The sequence below is a fragment of the Devosia oryziradicis genome, from assembly GCF_016698645.1.
Lineage (GTDB): Bacteria > Pseudomonadota > Alphaproteobacteria > Rhizobiales > Devosiaceae > Devosia > Devosia oryziradicis.
On record NZ_CP068047.1, the window covers coordinates 721,990 to 736,884 of the forward strand.

The 14,895-nt window shown below is 62.2% G+C and carries 11 protein-coding genes; 7 read left to right on the plus strand and 4 right to left on the minus strand.

Annotated features, from left to right (window positions below):
• Positions 1-280 precede the first annotated feature (280 nt).
• Entirely contained in the window at positions 281-1,759 is a 1,479-nt protein-coding gene (locus JI749_RS03640) for an ATP-binding protein (RefSeq protein ID WP_267911672.1), read from the plus strand.
• A 111-nt stretch (positions 1,760-1,870) separates the two neighbouring features.
• Here the strand turns inward: JI749_RS03640 and JI749_RS03645 are convergent, their stop codons facing one another.
• From JI749_RS03645 to JI749_RS03655, 3 genes are all read right to left on the minus strand, one after another.
• Positions 1,871-2,947: an ABC transporter ATP-binding protein gene (locus JI749_RS03645; protein ID WP_201659179.1), complete on the minus strand. Its 1,077-nt coding sequence runs from the start codon at positions 2,945-2,947 to the stop codon at positions 1,871-1,873.
• The gene (locus tag JI749_RS03650) at positions 2,944-5,142 is read right to left on the minus strand and encodes an ABC transporter permease (RefSeq protein WP_201659183.1); all 2,199 of its coding nucleotides are present in this window, start codon (positions 5,140-5,142) and stop codon (positions 2,944-2,946) included. Before JI749_RS03650 ends, JI749_RS03645 begins: the two co-directional genes overlap by 4 nt.
• A gap of 77 nt (positions 5,143-5,219) precedes the next feature.
• Complete coding sequence (locus JI749_RS03655) at positions 5,220-6,248, minus strand: ABC transporter substrate-binding protein (RefSeq protein WP_201659187.1); 1,029 nt, start codon at positions 6,246-6,248, stop codon at positions 5,220-5,222.
• 338 nt (positions 6,249-6,586) lie between these two features.
• On the opposite strand from JI749_RS03655, the gene JI749_RS03660 reads away from it, so the two are divergent.
• Positions 6,587-7,303 carry a response regulator transcription factor gene (locus tag JI749_RS03660; RefSeq protein WP_201659191.1) on the plus strand — a complete coding sequence of 239 codons (717 nt, stop codon included), beginning with the start codon at positions 6,587-6,589 and terminating at the stop codon, positions 7,301-7,303.
• Here the strand turns inward: JI749_RS03660 and JI749_RS03665 are convergent.
• Positions 7,264-9,279 carry an ATP-binding protein gene (locus JI749_RS03665; protein WP_201659194.1) on the minus strand — a complete coding sequence of 672 codons (2,016 nt, stop codon included), beginning with the start codon at positions 9,277-9,279 and terminating at the stop codon, positions 7,264-7,266. The two genes, JI749_RS03660 and JI749_RS03665, sit on opposite strands and share 40 nt — an antisense overlap.
• 454 nt (positions 9,280-9,733) lie before the next feature.
• Between JI749_RS03665 and JI749_RS03670 the strand changes: the two genes are divergently transcribed.
• The 5 genes from JI749_RS03670 to JI749_RS03690 all read left to right on the plus strand — a co-directional run bounded on the left by JI749_RS03670 (position 9,734) and on the right by JI749_RS03690 (position 14,882).
• Entirely contained in the window at positions 9,734-10,939 is a 1,206-nt protein-coding gene (locus JI749_RS03670; protein ID WP_233280973.1) for an ABC transporter substrate-binding protein, read from the plus strand.
• 77 nt (positions 10,940-11,016) lie between these two features.
• On the plus strand, positions 11,017-11,880 hold the full coding sequence (locus JI749_RS03675) for a carbohydrate ABC transporter permease (protein ID WP_201659215.1): 864 nt from the start codon (positions 11,017-11,019) through the stop codon (positions 11,878-11,880).
• A complete protein-coding gene (locus JI749_RS03680; protein ID WP_201659218.1) occupies positions 11,877-12,686 on the plus strand; it encodes a carbohydrate ABC transporter permease in 810 nt (269 codons plus the stop codon). The genes JI749_RS03675 and JI749_RS03680 overlap by 4 nt, the downstream gene beginning before the upstream one ends.
• A 13-nt stretch (positions 12,687-12,699) precedes the next feature.
• Positions 12,700-13,731: an NAD(P)-dependent alcohol dehydrogenase gene (locus JI749_RS03685; RefSeq protein WP_201662509.1), complete on the plus strand. Its 1,032-nt coding sequence runs from the start codon at positions 12,700-12,702 to the stop codon at positions 13,729-13,731.
• Positions 13,732-13,742: 11 nt separating this feature from the next.
• Positions 13,743-14,882 carry an ABC transporter ATP-binding protein gene (locus JI749_RS03690; protein WP_201659222.1) on the plus strand — a complete coding sequence of 380 codons (1,140 nt, stop codon included), beginning with the start codon at positions 13,743-13,745 and terminating at the stop codon, positions 14,880-14,882.
• The last annotated feature ends 13 nt before the right edge of the window (positions 14,883-14,895 follow it).

Sequence of the window (14,895 nt, forward strand, 5' to 3'; positions counted from 1 at the left end):
CAGTTCGCCAAGAGCGGACCTCAGATTGCCGGCGCCTAGAATGACAACGCGGACCAAGAAGGATCTTGTCCGTAATGTTGGGAGACGACGACAAGCAGGCTCTGGCATCGCTGATCTAGACGGTGACCTCGTCACCGAAAGACCGACTATACCGCCTCATCGAGCACTGCCTGCTTGTTCGCCATCAGGTGCTGCTCCATCGCGTGCAACGAAGCGATGAGGTGACCGAACTGCCTGCCGCCCTTGCCGCCAGTTCGAGAAGCTCAGCCAGCAGCATGCACTGGCTGCTGCCCAGGCAGAGGCGGGCAATCGCACGAAATCGACATTCCTTGCCACCATGAGCCATGAGATCCGAACTCCGCTCAACGGCATCATCGGGATGGTGGATTTGCTCGTCGACGAGGAAGCCAGCGCGGCAAAGCTGTCCAAGCTCGGAATCATCCGGCAGTCCGGAGACGTGCTGCTCGAGATCATCAACGACGTGCTCGACTTTTCCAAGCTCGAGGCAGGCGACGTGGAACTTGAAACCGTCGACTACCGCCTGGAGGACGTCATGTCGTCCGTCAGGTCAGTCATTGGATCGCGGGCAGCCAACAAGATGGTCGCTTTGGATTTCCGCTATCCGGACCTCACGCTGCGCGGCGACCAGGCAAGACTGCGCCAGGTCCTGCTGAACCTGGTCGGCAACGCCGTGAAGTTCACGGAAGTCGGTTCCGTTGTTGTGTCATGCACGCTGGACCATGAGACCGGAGAACTGCATTTCAGCGTGACCGACACCGGAATCGGCATAGCTGACGAGGCCCGCATTCGGCTGTTCAAGGAATTCAGCCAGGTAGACTCGTCCATCAACAGGCGTTTCGGAGGCAGCGGGCTGGGTCTTGCGATCTGCGGTCGCCTGGTGGAAGCGATGGGTGGTGCCATCGAAGTGACGAGCACACTCGGCGTTGGCAGCACCTTCAGTATCACTCTGCCATACGCCGCAGGCTCCGCTGCGGTTCAAGCCGAGGACATCCCTCCTGCCGCAGCTCGCCTCGAGCCTGGCCGCAAGGTACTCCTGGTCGAGGACAACGCGGTCAATCGTCAGGTCGCAACCGGTTTGCTAGCCAAGCTTGGCGTCGTCGTGGAACTGGCTGAGAACGGCCAGCAAGCGGTCGAGATGGTTCCAGGCGGTGGGTTCGACCTTGTGCTCATGGACATGCAGATGCCGGTGATGGACGGCTTGGCCGCAACCCGACAGTTGCGCTCGGCCGGGTGTGCCGTTCCCATCGTCGGCCTCACCGCCAACGCCTTCGTGTCCGACCGGGAAGCCTGTCTTGCCGCCGGCATGAACGACTTCATGACGAAACCGGTCAATCGGGATAAACTTCACACCATGCTCGTGAAGTGGCTGGCGTCGGAACCCGCTGATGCATTGCCGAAGCCCGAGGAAGGCGACACCCCGGACCTGATCGACTTGCTTCAGCAGCGTTCGCTCGAAGCAGAACTCGGGGTCGATACCATGAGCACGCTCAAGGCAGGATTCTGGTTGGACGCTCATGCCCAGTTCGACCAGATCCGACATGCCCGCAACGTCAATGACGACCGAAAAGTGGACGATATCCTACATACGCTCAAGGGCGCCGCCTACACCTTGGGCTACCAGGCTCTGGCCCAGGCCGCACAATCTGCGCGCGAGGCAACGCTCACGGAAACCGGCTTTGCGCTTTTGGAGGATACAGCTCGACAGACGAAACTCGCGGACATCGAGTCGGTGGTCTGAATATGCAGCAAGTAGCCCGCAGCGAAGGCGCATGTCGGCTTTCTGGCGCCGTCGACTTTGGCCAGACTAAAATGGGGCGCGTAGCTGTCGCGCCAATCGCTCAGCTTGCGCTTAGGGACGTACCACGAGCACACCGTGCTCGGCGAGAGAGACCCGTACCCGCTCACCGATGGCATGCAACCGGGATGGTCCTTCCTGATCGACGACGAATAGCCTGCCTATGGGGGTCTCAAGATTATATTCGGCGTGCGACCCCATATAGGTCGCTGTCAGCACGGTGGCTTCCAGCGTGGCTTGGTCCACGCCGACACTGAACCTGATGCATTCGGGGCGGATGATGACGTCCACCGGCCCCTCCGGCAGGTCGCGGTGCGGTAGGCTCAAGGCGATGGTTCCGAGTTCGACTGTTGCGCTGTCGCCGGCTTTATTGCTCAGTGTGCCGCGCACATGATTGGCGTCGCCCATGAAGGTGGCGACAAAGACGCTCTCCGGATGCTTATAGAGTTCACGCGGCGTGCCGAGCTGGGCGATTTCTGCATTGCGCATCACCACGATCTGATCCGATACGGCCAGCGCTTCGCTCTGGTCGTGGGTGACATAGACCACCGTGACGCCCAGCCGCTGCTGCAATGCCCGGATTTCCTCGCGCATGTTGCGCCGCAGCTTGGCATCCAGGTTAGAGAGTGGCTCGTCGAACAGCAGCACGTCCGGATTGAGTACGAGCGCGCGGGCCACCGCCACGCGCTGCTGCTGGCCACCCGACATCTCCGACGGCAGGCGTCCGCCAAAGCCTTTGAGGCCGACCGTTTCGAGCGCCGCTTCGGCCTGGCGATATGCATCGGCCTTGCGGACGCCGCTCGAGATCAAGCCGTAGGAAACGTTGTCGAGCACCGACATATGAGGAAACAGCGCGTAGGACTGGAACACCATGGTGACGTTGCGTTCACCGGCCGAGGCCTGGGTAACGTCTCGCCCGCCGATAGTAATGCGGCCGCCGGAGACCCGCTCCAGGCCGGCGATCATGCGCAGCAGGGTTGTCTTGCCACAACCCGAGGGGCCGAGCAGGGTGACAAGTGAACCGGGTGCAATATCCAGGTCGAGCGGCTTCACTGCGCTGACTTGACCGTAGTTCTTGCAAACGCCGCTGAGGTTGAGCGCTGCACCACCGGATGGGCGTGAGGTATTCATGCGAGCTTTTCCATGGATGGTGTGAGGATTGGTTGGGGCTGGTCGCGGCGTCCCAGCTTGCGTTCGCCGACCAGCAGGTGGATGCAGCCGACGGCCGTCATCATTACCGCAACCAGGACGGTGCAGTAGGCGATGGCCAGGCCGTAATCGCCGTTGATGGCGCGATTGATGATGTAGACCGTCGCCAGTTCGTGCTCGGCGGAGACCAGGAAGATGACGGCGCTGACCGTGGTGATGGCCCGCACGAACGAGTAGACCAGGGCGGTGAAAATGGCGGGGCGGATCAGCGGCAGCACGACGCGGAACATGGTGCGGCCAGTGGAAGCACGCAGTGTCGAGGAGGCCTCGTCGAGGCTCTTGTCGACCTGGCTGAGCGCGGCAATGCCTGCCCGCACGCCTACCGGCAGGTTACGGAACACGAAGCAAAGGATGAGGATAATCGCCGTCCCGGTCACTTCGAGCGGTGGCACGTTGAAGGTGAGGATATAGGCGACGCCGATCACCGTGCCCGGCACGCAAAAGCTGAGCATGAGGGCAAATTCGAGCAATTGGCGCCCGACAAAGCGCTGCCGGGAGACCACCCAGGCCGCCAGGATACCAATCGCGGCGGTCAGGGGCGCTGCGATCGCAGCCAAGGTCACCGTCGTGAAAAGCGAATCCCAGGCGCCGCCCGACCAGATCAACTGTCCGTTAATGCCCCAGTCGATGGCGAAGGCCTTGGCGAAGTGGCCCAGTGTGAAGGTCCAGTCCCGTCCCCAGATGGTGACGAAGCCGCCCGCAAGAGCCAGTAGATAAATAGCGATGGTCAACGTCGCCCAGATGCCCACGACGGCAGAGGCGAGCCACAGCATAGGCCGGGGCAGTGCTGCAGGACGGCCGGAATCGCCCTTGCCGGTCATCGACACATAGGATTTGCGACCCACGACTGCACGTTGCAGCAGGAAGACAGCGACGGCGAAAACCAGGAGGATCAGTGCCAGAGAAGCCGCGCGGCCGAAATCAGCCTGAGCACCGACCACGGCGAAGAAGATTTCCGTCGAGAGCACGCCGAAGGAGCCTGCCAGGAGGATCGGATTGCCGAAATCGGCCAGGCTCTCGATGAAGGTCACGAGGAAAGCGTTGACGATGCCCGGCAGCATCAGCGGCAGCGACACTTTGAGGAAGGTCCGCATCGGCGCAGCGCGCAGGGTCTCGGACGCCTCTTCCATGCTGGGCGACACCCCGGCGACCACGCCGATCAGCACGAGGAACGCCGTTGGCGTGAAGCTGAAGGTCTGCGCCAGCCAGACGCCGTTGAAGCCGTAGATCCAGCGCCCGGGTTCAATGCCGAACAGGAATTCCAGCGCCTGGTTGATGACGCCGGAACGGCCGAAGATCAGGATCAGTCCCAGGCCGACGACAAAGGACGGCGTGATGATGGGGAGGATCGTCAGCAGGCGAAGCGCCTTGCGATAGCGGAAGCCGGTGCGGGTGACGATCAGCGCAAAGGCGAGGCCGAGCAGCGTACAGGCACTGGCGGTGGCGACCGCGAGCAGGATCGAATTCCAGGCCACGCCGCAATTGCCACCGCCGGTGACGCAGGCCAGGCTCCATATCTTGGGAGCAAACATGCGAACGAGGATGGCATCGACCAGGCTGCCGTCCCGCGGTGCCGCAAAGCCTCGACCGAGCAGGGTCAGCACGGGCCACGCGGTGAACAGGGCAATGGAGGTGGCCAGGAACCCGACTGTCCCGGCGATGAAGCGGTCGCCGCCGAAAAGGCCACGTCGCGCCAGGTCGCCGGTGAACAAGAACAGAAAGCCGATGAAGGTTGCGACCGCGCCAAGTCCGATCCCAGGCTGGCGATCGGCAAGCTCGCCGAACAGCGCGTTGAGCCAGGGCATGGTCCAGCCCCTCAGTCCTATCGTGGCGGCCTGGAGTACGATCGCGGCGAGCCCCACGACACCGGCATAGCCCAGCCAGTTTTGCCGGGCCAGGCCCAGGGCCGGCAGCATAGCTGCCACCAGCACCGGCCAGAGCCACCAGCGGTGATGCATCAGCGCCTGGTTGAGCGCCGAGCCGTTCGCGACATCGGTGCTGAACAGGGCCAGCAGATCCGAGGCCGCGAAGCCGTGGCCCTGGGCATGCCAGGGCAGGACGGCGACGCCAAGCAGGATCAGCAGCCACCACAGAGGTGTCAGGTCGAGGCGGGTCATGTTGGATTGTCCGTGCTTGAACCGGGAAATCGAGACGGGACGGCCGATATCGCCGCCCCGTCTCGCAGGGAGGACGCCTACTGCGGCATGGCGCCGATTTCACTGTCCCAGCGGGAAATCAGGTGGGTCCGCGCGGCTTCTGCGCCGAAGGTGCGGAAGTCGTAGTCGATCAGGGTGATCTTGCTGAGATCGGGCGCGTTGGGCGGCAGCGGCGCATCCTTGTTGGACGGCATCTGCAACTGCTTGGCCACTTCGTAGCCCAGGCGTTGCGCCTCGGCGGTCAGGGCATAGTCGTAGAAGGCGCGGGCATTTTCTTCATTGGGTGCGCCTGAAATGATCGACATCGAGCCCACTTCATAGCCCGTCCCTTCGCAGGGGATGGAGTAACCGACCGGGAAGCCGGCGTTGGCCTCCGTGACCGCGTCATGCACGAACGAGATCGATACCGAGGTCTCGCCGCGACCGACCGCCTTGATCGGGCCCGTGCCCGACCGCTGGTAGGTGTTGATGCTGCTGTGCAGCGCCTTGAGATAGGCGAAGGCTTCTTCCTCGCCCATCAACTGCACGAGCGTGGCGATGACGACATAGGCGGTACCGGAAGAATTGGGGTTCGCCATCTGGATTTCGCCGGCATATTCCGGCTTAAGCAGGTCAGCCCAGCACTGGGGCGGCTCAACGCCCTTGTCTGCCAGCAGTTCGGTATTGTACCCGAAGCCGATCGCTCCCGAATAGATGCCCACCGAGCGTCCGCTGGCGGCGCCGTATTGCTGGTGGGCCCATTCGTGCAGGTTGGCCAGGTTGGGCGACTCATAGATTTCCGTCAGCTCGCTGGCCGCAGCGATAAGGTGGGGGTCGCCGGTGCCGCCGAACCAGACGTCGCCCTTCGGGTTCTCGCCTTCGGCGATGATCTGGGCCAGTACTTCACCCGAGCCCTTCTGGGTCATGTTGACGTTGACGCCGGTGGCCTTCTGGAATTCGGTGGCGATGGCCTCGCACCATTCGACTTGAACCGAGCAATAGACGTTGAGGTTGCCTTCCAGCGCCATGGCAGGCGTCGCGGCAACGCCGAGCATGGTCATGGCCGTCAGTGCATTGAGTAGTCGCATTCAATCCTCCCGGGATGATGTTAGAAGTCCACTGGCTTGCTGGCCACACCTCCCAGTGTGGACAGAAATCTGCATCGATCAGGGAATACGAATGTGCGATGGCCGGTCCGGCCGGCGACGCCTGCTCCCCCGGATCGGCGCCTGTATTCAGGTCTTGCCGATCTTGATGGAGGTAGTGTGCCGGGGCGTTGTGAACCGGTGATTTCACGCTTAACCGGGCGCTTGTAACATTGTTCACAATGCCGGAGGGCTGACGCGTTATAGTCCGTGTGCATTCCGCTTCGGTCGGCAACGAACTCGGACGTGGCGGGAATGACCGACTTCGGAGGAGGCCGGCCGTGCAGTTCCGCATAGCTGTCGTCGAGGACGATCAGATCGTCAGCTCGACGGTCGTCGATATTTTGCAGACGGCGGGATTCACCGCCATCGCCTGCCACACCGCGGAAGCGCTGCTCGCGTTGATGCGGTCAGGCAGGCCGCCCGATCTCATCTTGCTCGATCTGCAGCTGCCCGATCAGGACGGTATTGCCCTGGCGACGAGTATCCGGACGACCAGCAATGTTCCCATCATCATGCTGACCGGACGATCGGGTGAGATTGACCGTATCGTTGGCCTCGAAATCGGGGCGGACGATTATGTGGTCAAGCCGTTCAGTAACCTGGAGCTCCTGGCCCGGGTCAAAGCCATCCTGCGGCGATCCAAGGCGGTGCAAGCAGCGGTGCAGCGGCGAGAAGGCTTCCGCTTCGAAGGCTTTTTTCTTGACCTGCAGGCCCGCAGGCTGGATGCGCCAGATGGGTCATCGGTGCAACTGACGGTGGCCGAATTCGACCTCCTGCACGCGCTTCTCCGCTCCCGCGGCCGCGTGCTGAGCAGAGATCAGCTGCTGGACATGACCCATCACACCGAAGCCGACGTTTTTGATCGCACCATCGACGTGTTGATCCTGCGTCTGCGTCGCAAGATCGAGCCGGTGCCCAGTCAACCACGCTTCATCCGCACCGAGCGCGGCCTGGGCTACATATTTGCGGGCGACGTCGAAGCAGTTTCCGGTTGAGCCTGCCTCGCCTCGACGAGCGCCGCATTCAGACGATGGGCTAGGTCGGTACGAGAATACGGCTTGGTGAGCACATCGATCTCTGACGGACCATCCGTCTGGTTGCCGTAGCCGGTGGAGAGCAGTAGGGCGAGATCGGGCTGTACTTGGCGCGCCTTTTTCGCGAGGGACCAGCCGTCCTCTCCCCCGGTCAACACGATATCAGAGAACAGAATATCGAAGGGGTGCTTACGAAGTTGTCGCAGTGCCGCCTCAGCCGACGCTACCGGGACAGCGACATAACCCAGGCTTTCCAGCATGTCGGCCGTTGTCGCCCGGAGGATTTCGTCGTCTTCGACGAGCAGTACACGCTTGCCAGCATTGCCCGATGGCAACGGACGCCCGGGCATGCGGCGTCGCGCCCTTGGCTTCTTGCGGCCGATCGTGCCGGGGAGTTCCAGCCGCACGATCGTCCCGCGACCTTCGTCGCTGTCGATGGTCACGTTGCCCTCCGATTGCTGGATGAAGCCGAACACCGTGGACAGACCAAGTCCGCTCCCGGCCCCGAAGGGCTTGGTCGTGAAGAAGGGATCGAAGGCCTGCGCCAGAACCTCTGGCGGCATGCCGACACCTGTATCCCGCACTGAAAGCTCGACCCGATCGGCGCCGATCACCCTGGTGGCCAGCGTGATTGTACCAGGTCCGGCAATGGCATCGCGGGCGTTGAAGACGAGGTTAAGGACGGCGCTTTCCATCTGACCCGGATCGACCGTCACTGCGGGTAGCTCACGGGCTAACTCAGTCTTGAGGGTAATGGCAGGGTCGATACTCAGTTCGATAAGATCGACCAGTCCCGTCACCAGTTGATTGAGATCAACCACTTCCGGTTGCAATGCTTGCCGACGTGCGAACAGCAGCAGCCGCTGAATCATGGCACTGCCGCTCTCTACTGCTCCGAGCGCACGGTCCACGCGCCTATGCGTTGGCGACCCGGCGCTCGACTGGTCCTGGATCAATTGCAGGTTGCTGCTGACTGCCGCAAGCAGGTTGTTGAAGTCATGTGCGATGCCGCCGGTCAGTTGCCCCAAGGCTTCCATCTGCTGGACATGACGCAGGCGTCTTTCCAGGTGGTCCCGCTCCAGCGCGTTTGCCTTGAAGACCTTGTAGGCCCTGGCAAGGTCACCGATTTCGTCGTCGCGGTCGTCGCCGGGTAGTTCGGCAGAGCTGTCCCCCTCCGCAAGACGGCTGATGGCGTGGGTGGCGCCGACCAGGCTGCGAACGATAGCGCGCGTGAGAAACGCAGAGATCAGCAGGCCTGCGACCAGACTGGCCAACGCGCCTGCGATCAACGCAGTCTTGAACATGCCGATAAGCCCCAGCAACTCGTTGCCACGATCGAGGGCTGCCTTTTGGACCAGTACCGATAGGCCTTCTATCAATTTGGTCAGTTGTGCGAACGAGGTCTCCACCATCGCCGCGGTTGCGGCTGTGCGCTGTTCGATCGCCGATTGCTTCAGCTGGGCAAGCCCCTTGTCACCGGGGTCTGGGCTCTCGCGTAAGGCGATCGCTTCCGCGGTGATCGAAAACAGGCTCTGCGTCGTCGCGTCCAGGCGTCGCACCAGCCGGACGATCGAAGGCACTTCGGACAAATCGAAAATATCTGTCGAGGCGGGGCTGGGCAGCGCTTCGGCAAGTGCCTTGAACTCGGTCATCTGGACGGCGAGTGCGGCACGCGCTGCCTCCAATTCGGGCAACGTCTCGAAATAGCTGATCCTGGCCGAATCTGCCGCCAGCGAGACACTGCGGCCCACTAGCGATGTGATCTGCCCCAGGTCAGACAGGCTCTGCGCCTGATGGCGCTCGAGCCGCGATTCCGCGATGGTAAGCCCAATCCATGCCAGGACAGCCGCCATCACGGTGAGCGACGTGATAATTGTCAGCGCACGCCGTAGCCGTCCTCTGATTCCGCGCTGCCGCCGATCCCTGGTTTCGACCATCTGTCTCTTCCCCGCCGACAAGGCTAACCCCGGGGGGCAGCGATAGCTAGAGCAAAGCCTGTTCCGACACGCCCATGTCTGGTTTGGTCCGACCGTGCCGTGCAAAATTGGCGATGGCCAACTGGAAAAGTAGGCTAGTGGATAGGGTTGCCAGGTCGCAAGCTTGTTAGACCCTCGAGCGAAGCCACGTTTCGTGAGACATCGCACTGAGGCACTCATTCCGCTGCGCGCAAGAAAGTATCATTTCTTCGCATGCACACCTCTAGTGATGGCAAAGCCAACCCGACAATATCCTCCCACCAAGGACGCGCACATGCCGTCCCGGTAGCCTGGTGGCAAAGGCGCGACTGACGTCGCTGTCAGGTTGTCCTAATGGGAGGAAATCATGATCAAGACTTTCGGGCTCGCTTCGGGCCTTGCTCTGACTTGCCTGCTGTCTACCAGCCATTTGACGATGGCGTTTGCTCAGGGATTGACCTGTACCCAGCCCATCAAGGTGCTGGCCCAGCCGCGTGATGGTTTGACTTTGCTGGAGACATACCAGGACGAATTCAAGGCGCTGAGCGGCACCACATTTCAGATCGACTATCTCAATGAGAACGATCGCCGCGCCAAATCGCGCGCTGACGCTTCGACGGTCGGCAACTACAATGTGTACTATGTGGACGAAGCCAACGTGGCTCTGTTCGCCTCGTCGGACTGGATCGTACCGCTGGCCGACTACTTTCCGGCCGAATACGACTATGCCGACTTCGATCCCGGCCGCCAGAAGGTGGCGACCTATGATGGCAAGGTGTGGTTTGCTCCGCTGACCGGCGGCGGCGACCTGATGGTGTACCGCAAGGACCTGCTCGAGGCGGCTGGCGTGGCGCCGCCCACGACCCTGGAGGAACTGCTCGCCGCCGTGCCGGCGCTGACCGATACCGATGCCGGCATCTATGGCATCGCCCTACGAGGTGCCCGTGGTTCGGGCGCCAATGTCTGGCGCTGGATGCCCTACTTCAAGGCCAATGGGGGCGAGTGGTTTGTCGACGGCAAGCCAGCCTTCAACTCCGATGCCGCCGTCAAGGCGACCGAGACCTATCTCGAGCTGTTCAAATACTCTCCGCCCGGCACCCAAACCGGCAGCTGGGACGAGTCGGTCGGTTCTTTCCTTTCTGGCCAGGTGGCTCTTCTGGTGGAATCCACACCGCTCTCGGGCATGGCGGTGGATCCCAACAATTCACTCGTCGTCGAAAACGTCGGCTTCCTGCCGCCGCCTGCGCCACTGCCCGGCGGGGGTTATGGCCACGGCCTCGCCATCGCGACCAAGGCCAATGCCGACGAGACCGCCAAGCAATGTGCGGGCCTGTTCATCGCCTGGGCAACGTCCAAGGAACAGGAACAGCGGCGCCTGGAGGCCTACCAGTTCGGCGAGCTGAACCGCACCAGCGTCATCACCAGCCAGATGTTCAGCGACATCTACGGGCCGGCTCTAGGCCAGGCGCTGGCCGATACCGGCAAGGTCACCGCGGTGAACTTCTGGCAAGACGCCCGCTGGCCTGACCTGGGCGACCGTTGGGGCATCATTCTCGAAGAGCTGATCAACGGCACCCGCACCGACGTCAAGGCGAGCCTGGACGAACTCGAAGCCTACGCGAACGAGCTGCTGACCCAGTAACGCTCGCGATCAAGCGCCCGCCCGTTCCGATCTCCCGACGGGAGCGGACGGGCGCCATCGCATTGGAGGAGCCCGCCATGCTGAGCAAGACCAGCCTGCCCAAGGTGTTCACCATCCCGACCATGGGCATATTGCTCGTGCTGTCGATGGTGCCCACGATCTTTGCGGTGATTATCGCGCTGCAGAACCGGGTCCTCGGCCAGCCCGAGATGGACTTTGTCTGGCTGAGCAACTTCATCGACCTGTTTTCCGATCGGCGCTTTCTCAATGCGGTCTGGGTGTCGGTAAAGTGGGAGTTCGTCACCGTTATCGCGACAATGACGGTGGCCATCGTGCTGGGCGTGCTGATGTTCCAATACGCGTCCCCGCGCATGCGCAATTTCTACTGCCTGCTGTTCATCGTGCCGGTGCTGCTGCCGCGCGTATCGGCGGCCTTCGTTTGGAAATTCGCCTTCCATCCGCTCTACGGCATCGTGACCTATCCGATCCGCGCCATCACCGGCAAACCGGTGGACCTCCTGGGCAACGCCAATGCCGCACTCTACGTCGTGGCCACGGTCGACGTCTGGCAATGGGGCCTGCTGTTCGCGGTCATCGTGCTCAAGCTGCTCGAAACGCTGCCGCCGCAGCCGCTGGAAGCCGCGCAGCTCGACCATGCCAAGGGCTGGCAGATCCACTATTTCATCACGCTGCCCATGCTGCGCGCGCCGCTGATCAGCTTGACCTTCGTCAAGATGATCGAGTCACTACGCTCCTTCGACCTCATCTACGTAATGACCCGCGGCGGCCCCGGCGTCGCCACAGAAACGCTCGACATGTACGCCTTCTCGCAGGGCTTCATCGAAGCCGGCAAGGTTTCCTATGCCAGTTCCATGGCGGTGCTGATGATGGTCGCCACCGTGGTCATTTTCACCATTCTGTGGAAGCGGGTGCAGTCATGAAACTCGATCGCATCCTGGGCAATCTCGTGCTCGCCATTTTCGGCTTCATCGCCCTGTTCCCCCTGGTCTGGACGGCGCTCAACGCCTTCAAGAAGAATGTCGATATCATCTCCAAGGTGCCCAAGTTCTTCTTCACCCCGACCCTGGAGAACGTCACTTACGTGCTGGGCCGCCACAGCGTCATGGCGGGACTGACCAATTCCATCATCGCCTGTGGCACATCCGTGCTTGTCGGTGTCGTGCTTGGCCTGCCGCTGGCCTATGCCATCGCCCGTTATCCGAACAAATGGTCGGCGGACATCCAGTTCTTCGTCCTTTCCATCCGCTTCCTCCCACCGGTGGCCGTGGCCATCCCGCTGATGGTGATCTGGTTGCAGATCGGGCTCTATGACAGCCTTGTCGCCCTGATCGTCACCTATTCCCTGATCACCATCTCGGTCACCGTCTGGCTGTCCATCCCGGCCTTCCAGCGCGTGCCCAAGGAGGTCGAGGAGGCCGGATTCGTCGACGGCTATGGCGCCTATGCGGTGTTCTGGAAAGTCGCCCTGCCGGTTGCGCTGCGCTCGCTGGTCGGGGCCATCGCCTTCAGCTTCGTGCTGATCTGGAACGAGTTCCTGATGGCACTGATGCTGTCGAGCACCAATGCCAAGACCCTTCCCATCGTGGCTTCCGAGTTGTCGCAGCAGGGCATGAACGTGCCCTGGGGCATCCTCAATGCCTCGGTGGTCCTGCTGTCGCTGCCGCCCCTGCTGTTCCTGGGCGTACTCAGCGGCTTCCTGAGTTCAGCTTTTACCCGACGGACCTGACATGACCAAGCCGATGCAAGCACTGGTGCTCGAACGCAAGGGCGAGCTTTCGCTCCGCGACGTCACCATCACCGAAACGCTCGGACCCAGTGATGTCCGCATCGCCATCCACACCGTGGGCGTGTGCGGCAGCGACGTGCACTATTACACGCATGGGGCTATCGGTCCCTTCGTCGTCAAGGCGCCCATGGTGCTCGGCCATGAGGCGTCCGGCACGGTCATCGAGGTGGGCGAAGCGGTGCGTCACCTCACGGTCGGGGACAGGGTCTGCATGGAGCCCGGCATCCCCGACCTCAATTCCCGCGCCGTGCGCGAGGGCATGTACAATGTCGATCCCGCCGTGCGCTTCTGGGCGACGCCGCCCGTCGACGGCGTACTGCGACCCGAAGTCGTCCATCCGGCGGCATTCACCTACCGGCTGCCTGACAACGTCTCGTTTGCCGAAGCCGCGATGGTGGAGCCCTTCGCGGTCGGTATGCAAGCCGCCGTAAAGGCACGGATCAAGCCCGGCGATGTGGCGGCCGTGATTGGCTCGGGAACGATTGGCATCATGATCGCGCTGGCCGCTCTCGCGGGCGGTTGCTCCCGGGTATATGTCTCGGATTTCTCTGCCGGCAAGCTGGCCATCGCCGGCGGCTATGACGGCATCGTTCCGGTCGATCTCAACACGACGACACTGGCCGACACGATTGAGCGCGACACGCGGAGCTGGGGCGCAGATATCGTGTTCGAGGCCAGTGGCAGCGCCAGGGCCTTCCCGCAGCTGACCGACGTAGTGCGGCCCGGTGGCGCCATCGTACTGGTTGGGCTGCCGGTGGACGACGTGCAGATCAACGTCAATGCGGCGATCGGCAAGGAAATCCGCATCGAGACGGTGTTCCGCTACGCCAATGTGTTCGACCGCGCCTTGGCACTCATCGCTTCGGGCAAGGTCGATCTCAAGCCGCTGATTTCGGCGACTTTCCCCTTTGCACGGAGCATCGAGGCCTTCGAGCGCGCCGCGCAGGGCCTGCCCAGCGACGTCAAACTCCAGATTACCCTTTAGGGAGCGCAGCAATGTCCACCATCGTCTGCACCAATGTCAGCAAGTCCTATGGCGACGTTCCCGTTATCCGGGACTTCAACCTGGCCATATCGGACCATGAATTCGTGGTGTTCCTGGGTCCCTCGGGATGCGGCAAGTCCACCCTGCTGCGCATGCTTGCGGGGCTCGAAGATATCAGCGGCGGCACGGTTGCGATCGGCGAGGCGGTGGTCAACGAGCTGCCGCCACGCGACCGCGGCGTCGCCATGGTGTTCCAGAACTATGCGCTCTATCCACATATGAGCATATTCGAGAACATCGCCTTCGGCCTGCGCCGGCAGCGCGTGCCGGCCCATGAAATCAAGCAGCGTGTCGAGGCCGTCGCCGGCGTGCTGGGGCTCGAACCCTTCCTCGAGCGCAAGCCGGCGGCTTTGTCCGGCGGCCAGCAGCAGCGCGTGGCCATCGCCCGCGCCATGATCAAGACGCCCAAGGTTTTCCTGTTTGACGAGCCGCTGTCCAATCTCGACGCCAAGCTTAGGCATCATATGCGCGTCGAAATCGCTCGACTGCACCAGACGCTCAAGACCACCACCGTGTATGTCACCCATGACCAGCTCGAGGCCATGACCCTGGCCGATCGCATCGTGCTGATGCGGGCGGGCAACATCGAACAGGTCGGCACGCCCCAGGAAATCTACGAGAACCCACGCAGCCTCTTCGTGGCGGGCTTCATCGGCACGCCCAACATGAATTTCCTCAAGGGAACCGTGCATCTGAATGGGTTGGGAGCAGTGGTTGCGGTCGGCAGTGACGTTATCCCACTTCAGGCTGGCCGCTTTGCCGTGGCCGACAAGCAGGAGGTGGTGCTTGGCTTCCGTCCAGGCGATGTCACGCTCACAGCCGGCGAGAAGGATACGCGCGGCACGTTCGGTGCGACCGCCGGGCTGATCGAATATCACGGCCACGATACGCTGGTGTCGATGAATTTCCAGGGTCAGGGGATAGCCGCACTAATCCCGTCGCAGCAGCGGGTTACCCAAGGGGACATGGTCCGCTTCGCGATCGCCAGCGACCACTTACACCTGTTCGACGTGACCAGTGAGCGTTCGCTGCGCATTGAGGACGTGGCCCCAGGCACCGAACCAGCCCAGGTGCATCAGATTTACCAGTAGGCGAACTGCGTGC